The sequence below is a fragment of the Rhabdobacter roseus genome (assembly GCF_014202275.1).
GTDB lineage: Bacteria > Bacteroidota > Bacteroidia > Cytophagales > Spirosomataceae > Rhabdobacter > Rhabdobacter roseus.
The window spans coordinates 689756-711835 of the sequence record NZ_JACHGF010000002.1; the positions used below are offsets into that span (position 1 = coordinate 689756).

A 22080-nucleotide genomic window follows, 5' to 3' on the forward strand; every position below is an offset into this window, starting at 1 on the left:
AGCACAATATCTTCGCAATAAAATAAAAGTTTGGTTTCTTGTGTTCCTACTAATGTTTGTACCTTAGCGGCAAAACAGTCCCTAATACGTATGAACAAGAATATTCGCAAAGAAGACGCACTTCATTATCACTCAAAGGGAAGGCCTGGTAAAATTCAGGTCATTCCTACCAAAGAGACCAACACGCAGCGAGATCTTTCTCTGGCTTACTCGCCGGGCGTAGCCGAACCCTGCCTGGAAATTGCCGAAAATCCTGAAGATGTGTATCGATATACCGCCAAGGGAAATCTGGTGGCGGTGATCAGTAACGGTACCGCCGTACTGGGCCTTGGCGACATAGGTCCGGAGGCCTCCAAGCCCGTCATGGAAGGAAAAGGCCTTCTCTTTAAAATATACTCCGACATTGACGTCTTCGACATCGAGCTAAACACGAAGGATGTGGACGAATTTGTCCGTACGGTCAAAATCCTGGAGCCTACCTTCGGAGGAATTAACCTGGAAGATATCAAAGCGCCCGAGTGCTTTGAAATTGAAGCCCGGCTCAAAAAAGAGCTCAATATCCCCGTCATGCACGACGATCAGCACGGGACGGCTATCATCAGTGCGGCCGCCTTGCTCAACGCCCTGGAAATAGTAAAAAAGGATATTGGTTCCGTACGTGTGGTAGTATCGGGGGCAGGTGCTTCGGCCGTTTCCTGCACCAAGCTCTATCTTTCGCTGGGCGTGAAGCCCGAAAACGTAGCCATGTTCGACCGGAAAGGGCACATCCATACGGGCCGCACCGACCTGGACGAGCTCAAAAGTGGATTTGCTACCAACCACGCCTATGACTCCCTGGAACAAGCGCTGGAAGGCGCCGACGTATTCCTGGGGCTTTCGGTAGCGAACGTAGTATCACAGGATATGGTACGTTCTATGGCCAATGATCCAATCGTTTTTGCCATGGCCAATCCAGATCCCGAAATCGCTTATCCGGATGCCGTAGAAGCCCGCGCTGACATCATCATGGCGACGGGACGCTCCGACTATCCCAACCAGGTCAATAACGTACTTGGTTTTCCCTATATATTTCGCGGAGCCCTGGACGTACGCGCTACGGAAATCAACGAAGAAATGAAGCTGGCGGCTGTGCATGCCTTGGCAGACCTGGCCAAAAAACCAGTACCGGACATCGTTAACCTGGCGTACAACGAGCCTAACCTGGCCTTTGGTAAAAACTATATCATTCCCAAGCCCGTTGATCCACGCTTGCTTACCAGTGTGGCACCTGCCGTAGCCAAGGCCGCTATGGATACGGGCGTAGCGCGTACCATGATTACCGATTGGGATGCGTACGAGCAGGAACTGCACCGGAGGCTGGGCCGACACGAACAGCTCACGCGGGTACTCCTCAACAAAGCCAAAACAGATCCCAAAAGAGTGGTATTTGCCGACGCCGAAAATATCCAGGTACTTAAAGCAGCTCAGCAGGTTAGGGACGAAGGGATTGCCACACCAATTCTTCTTGGTGATAAAAAGGCCATACATGGGCTTATTTCTGAAAATAACCTGGACTTGAGCGAAGTCGTTATTCTTGACCCACGGGCCGACGAGAGCGAGGCCGCCATTGAGCGTTACACGCAGGTACTTTACGATAAAAGAAAGCGTAAAGGCGTTACGCCTAGTGAAGCCCGGCGGATGATGTATTACCGCAACTACTTCGGATCCATGATGGTAGAGACCGGAGAAGCCGATGCTTTTATTTCCGGCTTAACCCGCACCTATCCGGATACCATTCGTCCGGCCCTGCACGTCATAGGAAAAGAAGAAGGAGTGAGCCGGGTGGCCGGTATGTACATACTTCTCACGCCCCGAGGGCCACTTTTCTTCTCTGATACCACCGTCAACCTCGACCCATCGGTAGAAGACCTGGTCGAAATCACGGAGCTCACGGCTCAGGCTATCGAGCGTTTCAACATCAAGCCCCGCATTGCCATGGTAACGTACTCAAACTTTGGCAGCGCCCGCGGAAAAGATGCCGAGAAGATGAGCGAAGCAGTGGCAATTCTAAAGAAAAAGTACCCATCCATGATTATCGACGGGGAAATGCAAGCCCATTTGGCCTTCGATACGGATTTGTTAAAAAACAATCATCCGTTTAGTGACCTGATCGAGGAAGGTGCCAACACCCTAATTTTTCCAAACCTTTCGGCTAGTAACATTGCCTATAACTTATTAAAAGAAGCTGCTCAGCTCGAAACCATTGGGCCCATCCTCCTGGGTCTCAAAAAGCCGGTGCACGTACTACAGCTAGGTAGTTCCGTACGTGAGATCGTAAACATGGTAGCAATTGCCGTAGTGGAGGCTCAGATGAAAAACTAGCCGTGCTCTTTTATTGACTTTCAAGCGCTACAAAAACGGTCAGGAAAATTTCCTGACCGTTTTTGTAGCGCTTGAAAAAATAGTCATTTCCCCCCGGCTACTTCTACTTCCGAAAGGTCGATGGTAATCGATTTCTCGTTATAGCTGTTGATACGAAGAATCATTTCCTTGAGCAAGTCAGCGTGGGAAAAGGTAATCATGTGGCCCGCGTTGGGGAGCAGAATGAATTGCGTTTGAGTGCTGGCAATATGCTTCTTGGCAAAATCAATATTTTCCGGATCGGCAATCCAATCATTTCCCCCCTGAAGGACGGTGGTTGGTACCGTCACGTTTTTCCAGATGGGTAGCATCTGCCGTAGCTCTTCCGAGTGCGCGTATTTTTCGGCCGTAGCCGCGTTAAATTCACGGGGAAGGAATAACTGAACCAACCGATTTCGGCCCCACTTCGAAAACCAATAAAACTTTTCTTTTTCGGGATCAATGACCGGTGATACCAAAATAAGCTCCTTTACCTTGTCGGGTTGCATGGCAGCAATGGAAGCAGCAATGGGTGCTCCGTAGGATCTTCCCAAAATAATCGCTTTTTCGTTGGATTTATTTAAGCTCAATACCGCGCTTAGGCACTGTGCTTGCGTTTGGATGGACGTAATGAACTTCTTGTTCTTGAAGCGCGACTTACCGTATCCCAAACGATCCACGGATACAATATGAAATTTTTTCTGCAAGTCGGGATCATCCAGGATATTCATATATCCCCACCAAGCGCCCGGCGCACCGTGAATTAGCAAAAGTAAGGGAAGCGTATCGGCACCTGTGCTGGCTACCTGAATGTACAGGCTGTCATTCTGAATGCAACTGACAGTAGGTTTCACATCTACAGTAGCGTAGTGCCTCCTCACGTCGCGAGCCGTAGTTCGGTATTTTGAAAAACAGGAAGAAAGGGCCGTTGATAACAGTAGGATGATTAACCAATGACTGACAAAACTGAATGATCTCATAGATGAAAATTTTTCCCTTGACCGTCGGCGTTTTTCGTCCGAAAACTTTAAAATAATGGTTTTAATCATTAAAAGCAACGGAACTTGCACATTATTAGACTAATAACCGTGCCAGCATTTTTGAATTCCCTAGAAGCAGGGGAAAGCGGTAGGACAAAAAAATATTTCAAAAAAAGCACAAACTACAATTTTTTACACCATTACTTTGTTTCGGAATAGGTTAGCCTACTCGAGCACTCCAAATTAGCCACCAATGACCGCAGAACAGCAGGAGCTATTTTTTCAACGCTTATCCAAACAAAACGAAAAGTACCGGTACCGGCTTCCGTCGCGACAGGAAGGGGGTCGTTTTTTACAGCGTCTGATCAATTTTTTGTTCCCAATCAGTCAGGATTGTGGAAAAAGTACCCAGGCTGGTAGTCTGCCCGAGGTGTATCAGGAGTTACAACAACAATTGGATTGCCTGCTTAGCCCGCTTGGTCCTCAGCTTACTCGGGACCGTTCGGAAATAAGCAGCCATTTTTTTGAAGAGCTTCCCACCATTTATAATTTAATCCTGCTGGACGCCCAGGCAATTACAGAAAACGATCCTGCTTCGGTCGGGATCGAGGAGGTGATTGCGGTGTATCCGGGATTTATGGCCATTGCAACCTACCGAATCGCCCACCTACTGGCTCAGTGCGGGGTACCTTTACTTCCTCGTATGCTCACTGAGTTTGCCCACAGTCAAACCGGAATCGACATTCACCCTAACGCCGTGATCGGTCATTCTTTTTTTATTGACCACGGTACGGGGGTAGTTATCGGTGAAACGACGCACATTGGTAATAACGTAAAATTGTATCAGGGTGTTACCTTAGGGGCTACGCACGTGGCCAAATCCCTGGCCGCCAGCAAGCGCCATCCTACCATTGAAGACAATGTAGTAGTATATGCCAACGCCACCATTCTGGGCGGAAAAACGGTCATCGGCCATGACTCCGTGATCGGAGGCAATGCCTGGCTTACCTATAGCGTACTTCCCTACTCCCACGTATATCACCAAAGCGAGGTGGAAGTAAAAAGACAGATAGCCTAAATCATTGGCTAAATAAAGATTGCAAAAAAGGCCTGAGACGGTGTTGAGCAAACACCGTCTCAGGCCTTTTAACTTAATGTGCGTAAAGACATATTCTACAGAAAGCCGGGTACTTGCTAGGCTATCGTTGTTAAAGAACTAGCGTAAATGTTTATTCACTTAGAGAATATTTATTATTTAATACTGCGAATAAAACGTCTCACTCCTTCCATGTATACCGGCTCAGCATGTCTGAGGGCATAATGAGGCTGCGTGGTGATGGTAATGCTGATAAAGCCAAAAGTAAGGCACCACCATTCGTAGTAGGTCTTGGTCACCATCTCGCCGGCCTTTGGCCGTAAAAAGGCAATCATCTCCCATACCGGATTTCCTAAGATATTCATTTCCTGTACGTACACCTGCTTGGATTGGCAGTAGGCTCCTTCCAGGTTAAACATCACTTGAAATACCTCCGGCTGGCTCATGGCAAAATTCCAGATCGACTGCGCCACTTCGGCCAGCTGTTTCTCGGCATTTCGATACAGGTTTTTTATTCGTTCAAATTCTTCCCGCAGAAAAGTAAACCCCTCGGCCCGTATGGTCTCCAGGAGCTTGTCTTTGCTTTCAAAGTACTCGTAAAGGATGGGAGGGCTATACTCAATCACGTCGGCGATTTTGCGGATGGAAACGGCCTGCCAGCCATCTTCGCGGGCAATTTCCCTGGCCGTTTTGATAATGTCCGAACGTACCTGTTTCTTAAGCCGTTCGCGGCGTTCTACAATTCCCATTGAGCATGTATTGGTTAACGTTGGATTAGAGTAACAGCTTCCAAAATTAAAACTTTAGCCATGCTTTCCAAACGGTGTTAGGTATTAATTCACCCTTAAGCCCGTGCTGTTCCGAAAAGAAAACCCGCTTTAGGGACGGCTTTTTTCACCAACCTCCTCCCTATCAACCTCGTACAGGAACGCGCTATTTTTTTTCTTTTGCCCGTAATTTTTAGTAAGCGTAGTGTGCTTTTCAGTTCTGATCAGGTATTTGTAAGTTTAGGAGCCGAAAGAGGGTCCTACTACATTAAAAAACAGTACAATAGTAAACTTACAACTCATTTAACTAACTGATATGCAAACTTATTGGGGAATTGATCTGGGAGGTACCAAGGTGGAGGGAGTTATTCTTTCGGGTTCTTCGCCAGACTCGGTCGTGTTCCGCCATCGTATCGACACCGAAGCCGACCGGGGTTACCACCACATTATACAGCGCATAGCTACCCTCGTGGATACCATGAAAGCCGAAACGGGGTACTTGCCCGAAGCGCTGGGCATCGGGACACCCGGCACGCTGGATCCAACCCGCCAAACCATGAAAGGCTGCAACACTACCTGCCTGAACGGGATGCCTCTCCACCGCGACCTCGAAAGTACCTTAGGTACTTCGGTTATGATTGCCAACGATGCCAACTGTTTTGCATTGGCCGAAGCCCAAATGGGTGCCGTACAGGACATTGCTCCTAACTTCCGATCGGTATTTGGGGTCATTATGGGTACGGGCGTGGGCGGCGGCGTAGTGCTGCGCGGAAACGACGGCCAGGCCTTTGTATTAAACGGGATGCAGGGAATTGGAGGCGAATGGGGCCACAACGAGCTCGAAAAGGACGGGTACCCCTGCTACTGTGGCAAGTATGGCTGCGTGGAGCAGGTATTTTCCGGCCCCGCCCTACAGCGCTACTACCAGGAAATCAGTGGTACTTCTTTGAAACTACCCCAGATCGTGGAGCGCCACCAACAGGGCCATGACCCGCACGCCACGGCAACCGTGGAACGTCTGCTGGAAAACTTCGGGAAAGCCATTACCGTAATCGTCAACATCCTGGACCCCAACGCCATCGTGCTGGGCGGTGGCGTTGGGAATATAGACCTGCTGTATACCGAAGGCCCCAAACGGGCCGCCAAGTACGTATTTAACGATCGGTTCGATACGCCCATCGTGCGTCCAAAGCTGGGCGATTCCGCGGGTGTTTTTGGGGCGGCTATGCTCACCTTCAAATAAAATGCAGGTACTTTTCTTATCCAGTACCCTGAGCAAAAGCTACCTGCTTTCGGTTCAGGGTACTTCTTCAAGGTACTTTCACCGGATCGGGTAGGGCTTCTTCGGAAGCTGCGGGCTGAAATAAACTGGGCGTACGGTGCTCGAGCCGTTCGGCAAGCCGGTAGTTGGCTTCCTGAGCCCGTACTTTAGGCGCTGGTTGCTCCGAGTGAAGCTGTACGTTGTGTTGGTAGGTATCCAGCCGAACGGCTTTCTGATTGTCATTGAGGTAGTTTTTAAGTACCTGCTTCATCTGCGATTTGAGGTAGTCGTCCAGGATGGGGTACCCCACATCGATCCGTCGGTGGAAGTTCCGGTACGTCCAATCGCCCGACGACAGGTAGATTTCTTCTTTGCCCCGGTTGGAAAAGTAAAAAATACGGGTGTTCTCAAGGTACCTGTCTACCAGGCGCGTTACGGTAATATTGTCACTGATCGTGGGTAGTTCGGGGATTAAACAGCAGCAGTCGCTCACGATGATGTTGACCTCCACGCCCGCCCTACCAGCCTGGTACAGCTTGCTGATAAGTACCTGGTCCTGAAGCTGATTGATCTTGATGGAAATGGTGGCTTTGAGGCCGGCTTTGCTATTTTTGATTTCCCGGTCAATAAGCTCGATGATCTTCCTGGTGCCATTAAATTGCGATACGTGCAGGTAGTTAAAAGGCAGGTACCGGTACTTCTTGGGGTCTTCACGGGTACACAGGTACCCAAAGAGTAGCTCGAGCTCGTTGGTAAGCTCGCGGTGGCTAGTCAGCAGGGCGTGGTCCACAAACTCCCGGGACGTCAGGCGGTGGAAGCCCCCCGTACCCAGGTAGGCGTAGCGCTCCCACCCTTTTTTTACTTTGCGTTTCACCAGCGCTATTTTGGCGTGAACCTTCAGCCCCGGAATGCTGAAGATAATTTTCACCCCCGCTTCCTTCATCTTTTTAGCCCATTGCAGGTTTTCTTGGATGTCGTACTTCGGATTCAGATCCACGAAGGTAACGACCCGCTTCCCGTTGCGGGCGGCGCTTATCAGTGAATTGACTATGAATGAATTAGCACTTATTTTGTACAAAGAAACAAAAATTTCCCGTACGAAGGGGTCAACCGCCGCTTCGTTGAAAAACCGCACCACCGGATCGAACGAATGGTAGGGCAGGTGCAGAAGCTGGTCGCTCTTTTGCAGGGCATCAAAAATCGATTCCCCTTCCCGCAGCTCCACGTGGCCGATGGCTTTTTGGACGGGGTAGTCGAGCTTCCGGTGCAACGAAGGAAAATCGGCTAAGTCCTGGCAGTAGAGGTACCTACCCCGCTCGTGAAATTCATTCATGAGTATCCCCACCCGGCCCGAGAGGTACTCCCGCATTTCGAGGGGCATGCCCATCTCGCAAAAGAACTGGTGCGGCTGCACAAAATTGCGTTTTTCGAGCTGTTTATTGATTCTTTGGGCCATGGTGGCCGGGTAATCATCCTCAATGGAAAGCTCCGTGTCGCGCTCGGCCCGTACGGCAAAGCAGTCGATGGTTTCGTAGCCCGGGAAGAGGATCGACAGATTGTAGCGCACGATGTCGTCCAGAAAAGCGACTTGTTTCTGACCGCCGTGCTCTGGCAGCTCCACAAAACGACTCAGCTGCGCCGATGGTATGTTAACGTAGGCGTACCAAACCTCCCGGGGGTCGTTGCGGCGGAGTAGCCTGACCACAAAGTAAAGCCGGTTGGGCTCAAAAAAAGTCACTTTGGTACTTTTGCGGCCGTTCAGAAATACGGGCTGAAGGTACCTGAACACTTTGTCGACAAAGTACTTGCGCACAAAATCCTGGTGCTCAGGAATGAAGTTCTCTTTGAAGTACAGATGTACCCCAGACGCCGCCAGGTCGGGTAGCACGCGGTTCGAAAGGATGTCTCCAAATTCGGACAGCTGATTATCCACCGTTTCTTGAATGTGCTCCAGCAGCGGCTCCGGGTACAGGTTCAATTTTTCCAGAATATCCGGACCTACTTCTTTCATGGCCATCAGCGTAGGAATCCGCACCCGGTAAAACTCGTCGATGTGGTACGAGTACAGCGCTAGGAAACGGAGTCTTTCGCGGGGGGGCACGGACTCGTCCTTGGCTTCCAGTAATAACCGGTAGTTATACGAAAGCCAGCTCAGGTTGGTGTCGAAGTACGGATGCGATACGTCAATCATACGGGAATAGGTGAAAGGCAATCAAAATTTTATCCAAGGTAGCCACAAATGCCGGGGCAGGCAATATAACTTTATTTTTGAAAAAAGTACGCGCCGCCGAACCACTCCCCAAAGTACCTCGTTCTAGGACTAATGCAGTATCCAAGTACTTCTAACTACTTTCACGCTACTTATTATCATGCACTATCGACTATTGGGGCGCTCAGGCCTAAGGGTTTCAGAGCTTTGCCTGGGTACCATGACCTTCGGAACAGAATGGGGCTGGGGAGCCGATAAGCAGGAAAGTTACCGCCTCTTCGAGACCTTCGGAAAAGCCGGAGGGAATTTTCTGGACACCGCTAACCGCTACACCGAAGGTACTTCCGAACGCTTCCTGGGCGAATTTATTGAGGCCGACCGCGACCACTGGGTACTGGCCACCAAGTATACGCTCAAAGACCGCAACGGCGACCTGAACTTTGCCGGAAACCATCGGAAAAATCTTTTCAGGTCGGTTCAGGAAAGTTTAAAAAGACTCAAAACGGATTACATCGACCTCCTGTGGGTACATATGTGGGACGCTACCACGCCCGTAGAAGAAGTAATGCGCGGCCTGGACGACCTCGTGAGCCGGGGTATGGTCCATTACGTAGGTATTTCGGATACCCCCGCCTGGATCGTCTCGCAGGCTAATACCATCGCGGATTTTCGCGGCTGGTCGCCCTTTGTTGCACTGCAAATTGAATATTCGCTGATCCAGCGTACGCCCGAGCGGGATTTGCTCCCAATGGCCCGCGCGCTGGATCTGGCCGTGACGCCCTGGGGGGCCATTGCGGGCGGGGCGCTCACCGGTAAGTACCTGCGCGGCGAAAACGGCCGGGTACCTACGCACAGCATCCGCCGCAACGATAAAAGCATGACGATCGCGCAAGAGGTGGTCAATGTAGCCCAGGAGTTGGGCGTTACCCCTGCCCAGGTGGCCATCAACTGGACCCGCCAGCGCGATCAGGTGATGGTACCCATCGTAGGAGCTCGTACCACGCAGCAACTGCTGGACTCGCTGGGTTGCCTGGAATTCAGCATTCCGCCCGAGTACCTGGGGCGCCTCCAGGAGGTCAGCAAGATAGAACTCGGCTTCCCGCATGACTTCCTACGCTCCGACGGTGTCAAGGACGTTACTTTTGGCGGACTGTACAATCAGCTGCACAACCACCGCTCCTGAAGCGAGTCAGGTATTACCCAAGCTAGGTACTTCTAAAAGCAAAAAGTCGGGAAGGGTACTTTGAAGTACCCTTCCCGACTTTTTGCTTAACCTACCCTACCCCAGGTATCGGGTGCCTGCCGCCATTCGGTTAGCTTTTGGAGCTGGTCTTCCGAAACGTACCCCTGCTCCAGGGCCGCTTTTAGTAGTTCATTGTAGTGGCTAAGTACCTCCAGCTTGACGTTCTTTTCCTGAAAGTTGGTACGGGCTAGTTCAAAACCGTAACTAAAGATGGCAATCATACCCACTACCTCGATGCCCGCCGCCCGCAGCGCTTCCACTACTTTGAGTGAACTGCCCCCGGTCGAAATCAGATCCTCCACCACCACTACTTTTTGGCCCGGCTCCAGCCGACCTTCGATCTGGTTGCCCATGCCGTGTTTTTTGGGCTCGGGCCGTACGTAGGCAAAGGGTAGTTCGAGGGCGTCAGCCACCAGCGCACCCTGCGCGATGCCCGCCGTAGCTACTCCCACCACCGCTTCGGCTTCTGGAAAATCCGTTTGTACCAAATCCGCGAGGGCATGTTTGATGTAGGTGCGGGTACCTGGAAACGACAGCGCTACTCGGTTGTCACAATAAATGGGCGACAACCAGCCCGAGCTCCACTGAAAGGGGTCTTCGGGCCGGAGCTTAATGGCCTGCGCTTCTAACAACAATTCGGCTACTCTTTTGGCTACTGCCTCTTTTAATTCCGTACTCATTCGTTAGGGTTCTTTGCTTTATTAATGGTTACCAGTAATTTATCAATGCGGCTTTTATCCATATCAACCACTTCGAAATCAAAGTGTTTCCAGCTAAACGTCTCGCCCGTTTCGGGAATATCTTCCAGAACGTGCAGAACAAACCCGCCCAGCGTATTGAAACCAACCAGCTCCTTGCGCTCAGACTCGGGCAGGCTGACGTTAAAAACCTGAATGAAATCGTCGAAGGGTAGTTGAGCGTCGATCAGGAAGCTGCCGTCTTCGCGCTCGGTAATCTCCGTCTCAAACTCGTCGGCCTCGGAAATATCCCCCACCAGCGCGTCCATGATGTCGTACATGGTCACCACGCCAAGTACCCCGCCGTATTCATCCACGATGATCCCGAAGTACACGCGCTGTTCCTTGAATTTTTCCAGGGCCTGGTAGGCGCGGTTGCTCTCGGGCAGGTACACCGGCTCGCGCTTGATGGCGTTCAGGTTGGAAAGCTGCTGGTCGATGTCGTCACCGATGAGGTCTTTGATGTAAATCAGCCCCATGACGTTGTCGATGGTATCGCGGCAGAGCGGATAAATGGCGTGCTTGGAGGCGTACACCTTGGCTTTGTTGACCTCCACGGAATCCTCCACATCCAGCCACAGGATTTCCTGCCGGTTGGTCATGAGGGAAGTCACGCGGCGGTCGCCCAGCTGAAAAACGTTGTGTACTATTTCCTGCTCGATTTCCTCAAATACCCCGCCCGTGGTACCTTCCTGAATCAGACTTTTGATCTCTTCCTCGGTAACGGAGCTTTCGCTTTGCTTGATGTTCAGCAGCCGGATGATCAGATCACTGGAAAAGCTGAGCAGAACGATGAAGGGTGAGGTGAGGCGCGAAAGGAAGTTCATGGGCGTAGCCATGAACTTCGAAATGGCTTCGGGATTGGCCATGCCGATGCGCTTGGGTACGAGCTCGCCCAGTACCAGGGAAAGGTAGGTGATCAAAAGTACCACCAGCCCCACCGCCAGCGGATGGCTGTAAGGCTGAATAAAAGGTACCGGAACTGCCGCCAGGGTACTTTCCAGGTCGGCGGTGAGTTTATCGCCGCTGTATACCCCGGTTAAGATGCCGATCAGGGTAATGCCGATCTGGACGGTAGACAAAAAGCGGTTGGGTGAGTTAGCCAGGTCCAGGGCAGCCTGAGCTTGCTTGTCGCCGTTGCGGGCGGAGGATTCCAGGCGGGACTTTCGCGAAGAAACCAGCGCTATTTCGGACATAGAAAATATGCCATTCAATAGCACCAGTAGCAATATAATGAGCAGTTCCAAGTAACAGGTAATTGATGCGTCACAAATTTATCAATAATACCTACCCGCTAAAACAAAGTCTTTACTTAATTTTGCCCATTGACATTCTAACCAACTACATGATCATTTTCTTCGACGATCGACCGGTCACGGTTGTACGCACCAATGAGCTTTCTCAGTCGGACACCGCCCATTTCGATCACATCGTGGATCTGCGTCTCACCAAGCTTCGTACCATCCACCTGTCGGGGCACGTACTCCTCCTGAATGTCAACACCAGCACCGCCGAGTACGTCATTGGGATGCTCCAAAGCCAGCCGCCCGAAGAGCTTCTTTCCATTACCCTGGCCACGCGCGATAAGTCAGCCATCGTGGACAAAATCAAGGGGATGTTCAAAGTGATTAAGGCCGCGGGAGGGGTAGTTACCAAGAATCATAAATGGCTGCTGATGTACCGCCGCAAAAAATGGGACCTACCCAAGGGAAAGCTCGACAAGGGTGAGCGCTCCAAAACCGCCGCCCTGCGGGAAATTGAGGAAGAAACGGGCGTGAAAGCGGTACTGAGGGAGAAAATATGCACTACCTGGCATACCTATACTTTTAATAATAGCCGCATTCTGAAACGCACCAAATGGTACCTGCTGGACTGCGTCGACGACAGCCGGATGGCCCCCCAGGCCGAAGAGGAAATTGAGAAACTGGAGTGGCTCGACCCGCGCCAGGCGCAGGCGATCCTCGTCAACTCGTTCAGTTCCATCCGTTACGTGGTGGAATGCCTCCAGAATATGCAGAACCTGACCGAACGTTTGTGACATTCGTCACTGTGCGGAGGTACTTTCCTTTGCAACTTTGCGGAATAGTTTTTGTTACACCAGTAGGTACCACCAACTTGCGATCATGCTATGGGAAATTTCAAAGAGATTATTCAGTCGGAAGAGCCCGTGCTCGTGGATTTTTTTGCCGAGTGGTGCGGGCCTTGTAAAATGATGAAGCCCGTGCTGCAAGACCTGGCGCGTCAGTGGGGCGATAAGGTACGTATCCTGAAAGTCGATGTTGACAAAAATCCCAAAGCCGCCGCGCAATACCGCATCCAGGGGGTACCTACGCTCATAATTTTTCAGAAGGGCCAGATCAAATGGCGGCAGTCGGGCTTCGTCAATGCGCAGCAGCTTTCCAAGGTACTTCAGCAATACACCCAACAGCAAGCCTAGGTCAGCGAGGTACCTTATTTTGCTTTCATTAACCCGCGCACTTCCCTATGTTCAAAGGAACCAAGCTATACAGTATTTTTACGGGAAAATGCCCCAAGTGCCACGAAGGGAAATTTTTCAAAACCAGCAATCCGTACGATCTTAAGCGATTTGACAAGATCAACGACCGCTGTGAGCACTGTGGCGAGCCTTTTATGAAGGAACCAGGCTTTTACATTGGCTCCATGTACATCAGCTACGCCCTTTCGGTGGCTTTTATCGTGGTCACCTTTATGCTATTTGTGGTGTACCTGGGCCTGGATATTTACCCGGTACTTTACGCGCTCATTCCGGTTTTGCTGCTGCTGTTGCCGGTATTTTTCCGTCTGGCGCGCATTATTTGGCTGAATATCTTCGTCTCTTACGATCCCCAAAGGGCGAAGGTGGCGCAGCGCTCCGTGGAGGAAAAAAAAGGGTAAAGGCTCCCGGGGTACTTGGGGTAGTTGTTCTGCCTCTCCGTTTGCTTCCTTAGGTACCTCTTTAAGTACGTAAAGTACCTTCCCCAATTTCCCGATACCAAGCCAAACCTAATACCCCTGGCCCAAAGTACCCCCATAGGGCTACACCACGCTGTTGCTAAGGGAGTACGGGAGGAACTCGTCGACGTTCTGCCCGTAGCGGTGCAGGTCGCGGATGATGCTGGAGCTAATGGGCGCCAGGTGAGGGGACGTGATCAAAAACACGGTTTCGATCTCTTCGTACACAAAGCGGTTGACCTGCGAAATCCCGTTTTCGTACTCGAAGTCGGTGGTGTTACGCAGGCCCCGGAGCAGAAAAGTAGCGCCTACCTCGCGCGCAATGCGGGCCGTGAGGTCGTCGTAGGTGATTACTTTGACGTTATCTTCGGGCGAGAAACTACTCTGGATGTGCGCCTTAATGACCTCAATGGGAAAGTACCGCTTCTTGTTGGCGTTATTCCCGATCCCGATCACGATTTCGTCAAACAGCTTCAGCCCTCGCTGTACGATGTCCTGATGGCCCTTGGTGAAGGGATCGAAAGAGCCGGGAAATAAGGCGATGCGTTTCATACCAAATAGCGTAAATGACGAGTTAAGAGCGTACCAGGTAGGTATTCAAGAGTCCGAAGTACCGGTGCTCCGGAATATCCTCAAATTGATCAAAATAGTGAAGCCGACCGGGTACTTTACCAAAAAGTAGCTGGGGCAGAAACCGGGCGAGCTCGGTGTAGGTTTCGGCGTAGGGGGTAATTTCGCCGTAGAGGTACACTTTCACTTCCTCCGGGAGGTAGTTCAGGGCGTTGAGGGTGAAAAGGATCAGGTAGGTCAGCTCGCCCGGGTTTTTGTACTTGAAGCGGTTGCAGAAGACCAGCTGTTGGTCTTTGGAAAATACCAGCGTGAGGTAGTCTTCTTCGATGTACACGGACAGAATCCGGGAATCGCCGTACTCCTGATGGCTGGCCAAACCACCCGTAATAAGGGCACTGGTGAGGTGATAAAACGCGACATTTTGCAGCGGGTACTGCTCTTGTAGCCACTCCGACCAGGCCGTAGGGATGGTAAAAACATTGTAAGCCTCAACCGCCGGTAGGTAATGGTAAAGTACCCGGTCTTCGGGTAGCACACTCCGGCCCAAAGCAAGCCGCAGGTACTCGGCGGTGTACTCCTTCCGAAACATCGCCGCCGGAATCAGCGTGAAGGTGTTGGTATTGACGGCCACCCGGATGTTTTTCCAGCCGTCGGTACTCAGGAAGGGATGCTCGGCAGCGATTTGCTTCATTTTTTCAAGTACCTCACCGTCGTCCATGAACGTATCCGAGGCGTAGTCTTCCAGCCAGTGGCAGTGCGCGGTACCTTCTTCCACGACGCAAAACCGAAAACGAAGATCGTCAATTTCTATACAGAGCGTACACCGGGAGGTATCCTGAATACCAAACGATTCGTCCGCCACCTTTACGGTGGGTTGTAATTCCATAGTCATTGTTTCGTTCGCGGCCACGTGTGCTTTTTTAATATAACGGCTAAGGTACCTACTCCTGCTACCCTTGCGGCACTATTTCCATTTTATTGTCGTGCTGTAAGTACCCTTTGAGCCCGTAAATGTCTTCGATGGTGGAGCAGTACCGAAATAGCTGGTGTACTTCGTGCTCGGGAAACGACTTGATTTCCTCCATGGTCATGAGGCGCACTTCGTAAATAATCTGGTTGCCGTCGGTCATTTCCGGATCTATCCCCAGCAGTACCTCGCCACCAAGTACCTGCGTAGAGAAGAACAGCTCCATGGCGTGTAGCGGCGACTGCATGAATTCATTGACAAAGAGCATCTCCCTCGGCTCGATCACCAGGCCGGTTTCTTCCACAAACTCACGCCGGAGCGCGTCATGAGCGTTCTCACCAAACTGAATACCACCTCCCGGCGGGCACCAAAAGGTATCGGTAGGGCCGATGCCCTTGTGACGTACCATGACCAGCCGGTTGTCGATAACACAAATGCCACAGACCCGCACCCGCAGCCGATTGCCGTAGAGCTTTCGAACTTCTTCTCTTGCCTTTTCCAATGAATAACCAGGTTATTGATCCCGCAAATATAACCAAGGAAAAGGTTCAGGCGTTACGATTAGCCGGTATATTACGAATAAGGATTACCTGAAATGTAGCTTTCCAGGGATTGGATGTGGGCCTTTTGCTCCCAAATGATGGCCGACACAATGTCGTTGATGGAGATAATTCCTACCAGCGTTTGGTCGTTAACTACGGGCAAGTGCCGGATGTGCTTCTCGGACATGATTCCCATGCACTCCTCAATTTTGTGCTCCGTCGAGACGGTAATCACGCGGCTGGTCATCACGTCCTTAATCAGCGTATCTTTGGAAGCCCTTCCCTTCAAAATTCCCTTGCGGGCGTAGTCGCGTTCCGAAAATATCCCCACCAGTTCCTGGTTTTCCAGCACCAGGAGCGCCCCGATGTTGTGCTCAGCCATGATTTCCAGGGCTTCATACATGGAGGTGCCGGGTGAAACGTGCCAGATCGTGTCGATGGGTTTGTTGGCAAGGATTTGATGAACTCGCATAGGGTTAGGCGTTTAGAAGGGATTGCGTTTAGGAAATTAAATATAGAAGATTGCTTTCAAAAAAGCTATTGCCCGCTCTCCTCTACTCGAATGCCAGCCGGTACTTTTTTTTTCTGATCCATTGAAGTAGCTTCGTTGCCATGAAAACAGATGACACCCAACCGTCGCAGGGGTTAATAAAAAAGTTTCCTTTTAAGCCCACCCCCAGCCAGCTGCGGTTTTTCAACCAGATGGACGCCTTCCTGCTGGAAGAAGACGGACTGGAGCGCTACCGTGACTGTTTTTTGCTGCGGGGCTACGCCGGAACGGGCAAAACCACCATCATAAGTACCCTGATCAAGGTCATCAGGAAGTACGGCTACAAGTCGGTGCTGCTGGCCCCGACGGGCCGGGCCGCTAAGGTGATGTCCAACTACTCCAAGAAAGTAGCGCTCACCATTCATAAAAAAATCTACAAGCAAACGGCCGATTCCTACTCGGGGAATTTTGTTTTTGAACGCCAAAAAAACTACCACGAAGATACGCTCTTCATCGTGGACGAAGCCTCCATGATCAGCGACGAGTCCGACTTCGGCAACCGCAGCCTCCTGGCCGACCTCATTGAGTACATCTACGAAAATCCCGGCAATAAGCTCATGCTCGTGGGCGACGTAGCCCAGCTGCCCCCCGTGGGCCGCGAGCTCAGCCCCGCCCTGGAAAAAGCCTACCTCGAGAAAAACTACCTCATGTCGGTCTTTGAAGAAGAACTGACGGAGGTGATGCGGCAGGACGAGCAGTCGGGAATACTCTTTAACGCTACTGAGCTGCGCGAGCAGCTACGGGCCGAAGTACCTACCATCCGGCTGGTGACCAAGGCCTACCCGGACATCTACCGCATGACGGGTGAAAAGCTGGAAGACGGCCTCCGCTACGCCTACGACAAACACGGCACCGAGAACACCATCATCCTGACGCGCTCCAACAAGTCGGCCGTGCAGTACAACCAGTACATCCGCCGCACAATCCATTTTTGTGAAGAAGAGCTCGACGCCGGGGACCGGCTCATGGTGGTACGCAACAACTACTCCGTTCTGGACGAAGACTCTCCCGCGGGCTTCATCGCCAACGGCGACTTCGTGGAGCTTCTCAAAATTCGCCGGACCGAGGAAATCCACGGGTTTCGCTTTGCGGACGTAACCCTGCGCCTCACCGACTACGACGAGCAGCCGCACTTCGACGCCAAGATCATCCTGGACACGCTGCATTCGTCTACGCCTTCCCTACCCAACGACGACAACCGGATGCTCTACGAGAGTGTGCAGGAGGAGTATTTTTACATCAAATCCAAAAAGGAGCGGCTGGAAGCGCTTCGCAAAGACCCCTACCTCAACGCCCTGCAGGTGAAGTTTGCCTACGCGCTTACCTGCCATAAGTCGCAGGGTGGGCAGTGGAGCGCGGTCTTCATCGACCAGGGGTACTTGCCCGAAGAGCAGATCAACCCGGAGTTTATCCGCTGGCTCTACACGGCCATCACCCGCGCCACCGACGAGGTTTTTCTCATGAATTTTCACGCGCATTTTTACAAGTAGAAAGGTACTTTGTGTCAACAAAGGGGATGTAAGTACCCGTTGGTTTAAAGTACCGCTGCAAGGTACTTTACCGGGCCGCCGCGCGCCGGAGGCGGTCGTTGATGGCGCGGCCCAGGCCTGCGTCGGGTACAGGCTCGGCCCAGATGCGGCTCACGGGCAGGGCGTCCAGCTCGCGCAGGTAGGCAAAAAGGTGGTGAGCGGCCTCGCTGGGGTTTCCGCCTGGTGCAAGTACCCGCTGGTACTTGGCAGGTACTTCATCCAGGTAGGTATCAAAGAGCAAGTACCCGTCTTCAGGTACCTTTTCCATCGTTTCTTTCGCTACGAGAAAAAAGGGCTTGCGCGGCGCGTAGTGGCTCTTGAGCATACCCGGTGCCTGCGGATTGGAGGAAGAATGCGGCATGAGCTGCACCGGGCCCACTACCCGCTCGATGGCCTCGACCGACAAGCCGCCCAGTCGGTATATGGTAGGTTGTCCCTCTGGAAAGCCCACAATGGTGGACTCGATGCCCACGCCGCACTCGCCGCCGTCGAGGATGTAAGGTACCTGGGCACCAAGCTGCTCGGCTACGTGCCGGGCGGTGGTGGGGCTAATGTACCCAAAAGGATTGGCGCTCGGAGCCGCCAACGGAAACGCCAGCGAGCGCAGCAGCTCCAGCGTGAGCGGGTGAGCCGGTACGCGCAGAGCCACGGTGTCCAGCCCAGCCGTAACCAGGTCAGGAATAATAGCCCGCTTGGGAAGCAGCAACGTGAGGGGGCCGGGCCAGAAAGCCTCCGCCAGTTGCAAGGCCAGCGGGGGTACTTGGGCGGCCAACACAGGTACCTTCGCTACCGAGTCAATATGCACAATCAGCGGATCAAACGAGGGCCGGTTCTTGGTCTCAAAAATGGAGAGCACCGCTTTGGGGTCCAAGGCGTTGGCGGCCAGCCCGTAGACGGTCTCGGTGGGGATGCCCACTAACTCCCCATTTTCCAAAAATGCTTTTGCTTCCCTGAGGGAAGTACCTATACGCGCCACGACGGTTTGACTAGCTAGTTTTCGGCCGCAAAGGTAAGCAGAGTGCATAAAAAAAGGATAGAAAGCCTGTGGCTTTCTATCCCTTCGTTCAGAAATAATCAACTATTGCATTTTGTGTTCAAAATAAAGTAGTCGATTCTTTTCTCAACTTAACGACGCGACTCATCATCCTGATCGGGTTGGCGGCGTTGTTCATCCTGCTCTCTGAGCATATCTTCTTGTTGTCCTCTATTTTGGTCACCTTGGTCGCCCTGGTTCCGGTTGCCTTGCTGTCCGCCACCACGTTGCGATTGCTCCTCCTGGTGTCCCTGACGCTGGCTTCCTCCTTGTTGGCTACCACCTTGTTGTCCTTGTTGACGGCCGGCGTTTCCGCTCTGATCGCCTTTGTTCTGATCTTGTGACATGACGGTTAAAGTTTAGTTAATGGTTATTTGTTCGAAGTAGACAGCTTCGTGTCGTCTTCTGATACAGTTTGATAAAACATTTGTTCCAACACATTGGCACGAGCAGCCAAGCCATTTTTTGTTTTTTTTGCCCACATTGTCCGCATAGTCTGTCTACATCTCATGGTATTTTCTCACCAATGCTGAGTCAGGCATACTATTTATATGCCAATTTTTTATTAAAATTATTCAATAATTATTGTCTAGTGGCTTTCCATAGGTGAGGTACTTAGCTCCGTATTTTATTTAGACGGAGCGCTATCTGAAAATCTTTTCTGTTTTTTTACTTTAAATTGCTGCCAGCAGTAGTAACTTTTATAGGTTTAGGACTTATTATAGCTGGGTAGAAGGTCCCTCACTAACATTAACCCGTACTATGAGTTTTCAGATTAAAGAACAACCCGCTGTTTTTGACGTGTGCATCATTGGCTCAGGAGCAGGGGGGGGCATGGCCGCTTATCAACTTTCCAAAGCCGGAGCCAAGGTAGCTCTATTAGAAGCAGGCGGGTACTTTGATCCCGCTGATCCTAAATACATCACGCAGCTTAAGTGGCCTTGGGAGTCGCCCCGTCGGGGAGCCAGCACCACCCGCGCCTTTGGTGATTTTGACGCCGCCTGGGGTGGCTGGGAAATTGAAGGCGAGCCTTACACCCGTAAAAGTGGTACGCAGTTTGACTGGTTCCGGTCCCGGATGCTGGGTGGGCGTACCAACCACTGGGGACGAATTTCGCTCCGGTTTGGGCCCAATGATTTTCGCCGGAAAAGCATCGACGGCCTGGGTGAAGACTGGCCTATCACTTACGATGATGTAAAACCCTACTACGATCAGGTAGATAAGCTCATCGGCGTCTTTGGCTCGGTGGAAAACCTACCAAATGATCCCGACAGCATCTACCTGGCTCCTCCCAAGCCACGTCTGCACGAGCTGTTTATTAAAAAGGCCGGAAAAAGCGTCAACATTCCGGTGATTCCCTCGCGCTTATCGATCCTGACGCAGGCCATCAATAAAGATCGGGGGCAGTGCTTTTATTGCAGCCAGTGTAACCGTGCCTGCCAGGCCTACGCCGACTTCTCTTCCTCGTCGGTGCTGGTCATCCCGGCCATCAAAACCGGGAACGTTACCCTCATCACCGATGCCATGGCGCGGGAGGTACTTACAGACCCCGCCACCGGGCTGGCCACGGGCGTTTCTTACGTGGATAAAATTAAGCTCACGGAGCATACCATCAAGGCCAAGGTAGTGATACTGGCGGCCAGCGCGGCCGAAAGCGCGCGCTTACTGCTGAATTCCAAGTCGGCCCGCCACCCCGGCGGACTCGCTAACTCCAGCGGGGTAGTTGGCAAGTACCTCCACGACTCCACGGGTGCCTCACGCAGTGCCTTTTTGCCGCACCTCATGGACCGCAAGCGCTACAACGAAGATGGCGTAGGTGGAGCCCACGTATACACCCCCTGGTGGCTGGACAACAAAAAACTGGATTTCCCCCGCGGCTACCACATCGAATATGGCGGCGGTATGGGGATGCCGGGCTACGGATTTGGCTGGGGCATGGAAAATACCAACGGTAAGTACCCCGGCCCCGACGGCCAAATGAAACCCGCCGGGGGCTACGGCGCGTCCCTGAAAGACGACTACCGCCGCTTCTACGGAGCGTACATCGGCATGGCCGGGCGCGGTGAGGCCGTAGCTACCGCCGACAACTACTGCGAAATAGATCCTAACATGGTAGACCGTTACGGAATTCCGGTGTTGCGGTTCCATTACAAATGGTCGGATTACGAGCGGAAGCAAGCCAAACACATGCACGAAACCTTTGAGGAAATCATTCATGCCCTGGGTGGAGTGGCCAATGGCACCAAGCCAGGTCCTGAAAACGACTACGGCCTGGCCGCCCCCGGCCGGATCATCCACGAGGTAGGTACTTCACGCATGGGCAACGACCCCAAAACCTCTGCCTTAAACAAGTACTCGCAGGCTCACGACGCTAAGAATGTTTTCGTGGTAGACGGCGGAGCGTTCGTTTCGCAAGCCGACAAGAATCCTACCTGGACCATCCTGGCGCTTTCGTGGCGGGCTTCTGACTACATCATTGACCAGGTGAAGCAAAAGAACCTTTAACTTGCCGACTAATTGATTCATTTTTTAGAGAGAAATCATGAAACGCAGAGATACCCTTAAAGCCCTTACCCTTAGCTCCATGGGCATTGCGGCCATCAATCCGCAGGAGCTATTGGCCGAACGAAGAGCCCTTGAAACCGACTTGACCGATCCTGATGCTGCCCTGCTCGAGGATCCGATCAAGATTCCGGGCGGACGCCTGAAAGAGGAGGCCATCCGGGATGCACGCCTTATGAAGGAGAAATTTTTCACCCCAACGGAGCTGGCTACCCTTACGGTACTTTCTGACATCATCATCCCGGCGGATGCCAAGTCAGAGAGCGCTTCCAAAGCGGGAGTACCGGCTTTCATTGAGTTTATGGTGAAAGATCAGCCCAACTGGCAAACGCCTTTTCGCGGCGGCCTGCAGTGGCTGAACACCGAGTCGCGCAAGCGCTTCAATAAGGTATTTACCCAGCTCACCAAAGCCCAGCAAATTGAAATCGTAGATGACATTGCGTATCCCGAAAAGGCCAAACCCGAAATGAGCCAGGGGGTTGCTTTTTTTAATATCATGCGCAACTTCACCGCGACGGGCTTTTACACCAGCCAGATCGGCATCAAAGACTTGGGCTACATGGGCAATACGCCCAACCAGTGGAACGGCGTCCCCGACGAGGTACTTAAACAGTACAGCCTCAGCTACGAATAGGCAGGTACCCATTACGTATACGAAACAAATGGCGAGGGATGTACTTTCCTCGCTATTTTTGTTTTACCT

Annotated in this window: 21 protein-coding genes; 10 read left to right on the forward strand and 11 right to left on the reverse strand. The window is 52.0% G+C overall.

The window, feature by feature from the left end:
* Positions 1-90: 90 nt before the first annotated feature.
* A complete protein-coding gene (locus tag HNQ92_RS08000) occupies positions 91-2361 on the forward strand; it encodes an NADP-dependent malic enzyme (RefSeq protein WP_184172939.1) in 2271 nt (756 codons plus the stop codon).
* Positions 2362-2444: 83 nt separating this feature from the next.
* On the opposite strand, the gene HNQ92_RS08005 is transcribed toward HNQ92_RS08000, so the two are convergent.
* Positions 2445-3233: an alpha/beta fold hydrolase gene (locus HNQ92_RS08005; protein WP_343062974.1), complete on the reverse strand. Its 789-nt coding sequence runs from the start codon at positions 3231-3233 to the stop codon at positions 2445-2447.
* 379 nt (positions 3234-3612) lie between these two features.
* Here HNQ92_RS08005 and epsC point away from each other — a divergent pair, with 379 nt between their 5' ends.
* Positions 3613-4437, forward strand: coding sequence for a serine O-acetyltransferase EpsC (gene epsC / locus HNQ92_RS08010; protein ID WP_184172941.1), 825 nt, complete (start codon positions 3613-3615; stop codon positions 4435-4437).
* 173 nt (positions 4438-4610) lie between these two features.
* On the opposite strand, the gene HNQ92_RS08015 is transcribed toward epsC, so the two are convergent.
* Entirely contained in the window at positions 4611-5204 is a 594-nt protein-coding gene (locus HNQ92_RS08015) for a TetR/AcrR family transcriptional regulator (RefSeq protein ID WP_184172943.1), read from the reverse strand.
* A gap of 334 nt (positions 5205-5538) precedes the next feature.
* On the opposite strand from HNQ92_RS08015, the gene HNQ92_RS08020 reads away from it, so the two are divergent.
* Positions 5539-6465 (forward strand): ROK family protein, encoded by a 927-nt coding sequence (locus HNQ92_RS08020; protein WP_184172945.1) that lies wholly within the window; start codon positions 5539-5541, stop codon positions 6463-6465.
* A gap of 67 nt (positions 6466-6532) precedes the next feature.
* Here HNQ92_RS08020 and ppk1 read toward each other — a convergent pair whose 3' ends face one another.
* Entirely contained in the window at positions 6533-8674 is a 2142-nt protein-coding gene (ppk1, locus tag HNQ92_RS08025; protein ID WP_184172947.1) for a polyphosphate kinase 1, read from the reverse strand.
* Between the two features lie 178 nt (positions 8675-8852).
* Between ppk1 and HNQ92_RS08030 the strand changes: the two genes are divergently transcribed.
* The gene (locus tag HNQ92_RS08030; protein ID WP_184172949.1) at positions 8853-9875 is read left to right on the forward strand and encodes an aldo/keto reductase; all 1023 of its coding nucleotides are present in this window, start codon (positions 8853-8855) and stop codon (positions 9873-9875) included.
* Between the two features lie 86 nt (positions 9876-9961).
* Here HNQ92_RS08030 and pyrE read toward each other — a convergent pair whose 3' ends face one another.
* Together pyrE and HNQ92_RS08040 are read right to left on the reverse strand one after the other, a co-directional pair.
* Positions 9962-10615, reverse strand: coding sequence for an orotate phosphoribosyltransferase (pyrE, locus tag HNQ92_RS08035; protein WP_184172951.1), 654 nt, complete (start codon positions 10613-10615; stop codon positions 9962-9964).
* Positions 10612-11919 carry a hemolysin family protein gene (locus HNQ92_RS08040; protein ID WP_184172953.1) on the reverse strand — a complete coding sequence of 436 codons (1308 nt, stop codon included), beginning with the start codon at positions 11917-11919 and terminating at the stop codon, positions 10612-10614. Before HNQ92_RS08040 ends, pyrE begins: the two co-directional genes overlap by 4 nt.
* 14 nt (positions 11920-11933) lie before the next feature.
* Here HNQ92_RS08040 and HNQ92_RS08045 point away from each other — a divergent pair, with 14 nt between their 5' ends.
* The 3 genes from HNQ92_RS08045 (at position 11934) to HNQ92_RS08055 (ending at position 13567) form a co-directional block, all read left to right on the forward strand.
* The gene (locus tag HNQ92_RS08045) at positions 11934-12710 is read left to right on the forward strand and encodes an NUDIX hydrolase (RefSeq protein WP_343062975.1); all 777 of its coding nucleotides are present in this window, start codon (positions 11934-11936) and stop codon (positions 12708-12710) included.
* A gap of 90 nt (positions 12711-12800) precedes the next feature.
* The gene (trxA, locus tag HNQ92_RS08050; protein ID WP_184172955.1) at positions 12801-13109 is read left to right on the forward strand and encodes a thioredoxin; all 309 of its coding nucleotides are present in this window, start codon (positions 12801-12803) and stop codon (positions 13107-13109) included.
* 47 nt (positions 13110-13156) lie between these two features.
* Positions 13157-13567: a DUF983 domain-containing protein gene (locus HNQ92_RS08055; RefSeq protein ID WP_184172957.1), complete on the forward strand. Its 411-nt coding sequence runs from the start codon at positions 13157-13159 to the stop codon at positions 13565-13567.
* 141 nt (positions 13568-13708) lie between these two features.
* Here the strand turns inward: HNQ92_RS08055 and coaD are convergent, their stop codons facing one another.
* The 4 genes from coaD to HNQ92_RS08075 all read right to left on the reverse strand — a co-directional run bounded on the left by coaD (position 13709) and on the right by HNQ92_RS08075 (position 16175).
* Positions 13709-14176 carry a pantetheine-phosphate adenylyltransferase gene (gene coaD, locus HNQ92_RS08060; RefSeq protein WP_184172959.1) on the reverse strand — a complete coding sequence of 156 codons (468 nt, stop codon included), beginning with the start codon at positions 14174-14176 and terminating at the stop codon, positions 13709-13711.
* Between the two features lie 22 nt (positions 14177-14198).
* Positions 14199-15080, reverse strand: a complete 882-nt coding sequence (locus tag HNQ92_RS08065; protein WP_184172961.1) for a DUF3822 family protein — start codon at positions 15078-15080, stop codon at positions 14199-14201.
* 64 nt (positions 15081-15144) lie between these two features.
* A complete protein-coding gene (locus tag HNQ92_RS08070; RefSeq protein WP_184172963.1) occupies positions 15145-15663 on the reverse strand; it encodes an NUDIX domain-containing protein in 519 nt (172 codons plus the stop codon).
* 71 nt (positions 15664-15734) lie between these two features.
* Positions 15735-16175, reverse strand: a complete 441-nt coding sequence (locus tag HNQ92_RS08075) for a CBS domain-containing protein (RefSeq protein WP_184172965.1) — start codon at positions 16173-16175, stop codon at positions 15735-15737.
* A gap of 140 nt (positions 16176-16315) precedes the next feature.
* Between HNQ92_RS08075 and HNQ92_RS08080 the strand changes: the two genes are divergently transcribed.
* Positions 16316-17743 (forward strand): ATP-dependent DNA helicase, encoded by a 1428-nt coding sequence (locus HNQ92_RS08080; RefSeq protein ID WP_184172967.1) that lies wholly within the window; start codon positions 16316-16318, stop codon positions 17741-17743.
* A 67-nt stretch (positions 17744-17810) separates the two neighbouring features.
* On the opposite strand, the gene HNQ92_RS08085 is transcribed toward HNQ92_RS08080, so the two are convergent.
* Together HNQ92_RS08085 and HNQ92_RS08090 are read right to left on the reverse strand one after the other, a co-directional pair.
* Complete coding sequence (locus HNQ92_RS08085) at positions 17811-18806, reverse strand: L-threonylcarbamoyladenylate synthase (RefSeq protein WP_221307402.1); 996 nt, start codon at positions 18804-18806, stop codon at positions 17811-17813.
* A gap of 101 nt (positions 18807-18907) precedes the next feature.
* Positions 18908-19162, reverse strand: a complete 255-nt coding sequence (locus tag HNQ92_RS08090) for a hypothetical protein (RefSeq protein ID WP_184172969.1) — start codon at positions 19160-19162, stop codon at positions 18908-18910.
* Between the two features lie 415 nt (positions 19163-19577).
* On the opposite strand from HNQ92_RS08090, the gene HNQ92_RS08095 reads away from it, so the two are divergent.
* Positions 19578-21320, forward strand: a complete 1743-nt coding sequence (locus HNQ92_RS08095; protein ID WP_184172971.1) for a GMC family oxidoreductase — start codon at positions 19578-19580, stop codon at positions 21318-21320.
* Between the two features lie 37 nt (positions 21321-21357).
* Complete coding sequence (locus HNQ92_RS08100) at positions 21358-22011, forward strand: gluconate 2-dehydrogenase subunit 3 family protein (RefSeq protein ID WP_184172973.1); 654 nt, start codon at positions 21358-21360, stop codon at positions 22009-22011.
* Positions 22012-22080: the final 69 nt, after the last annotated feature.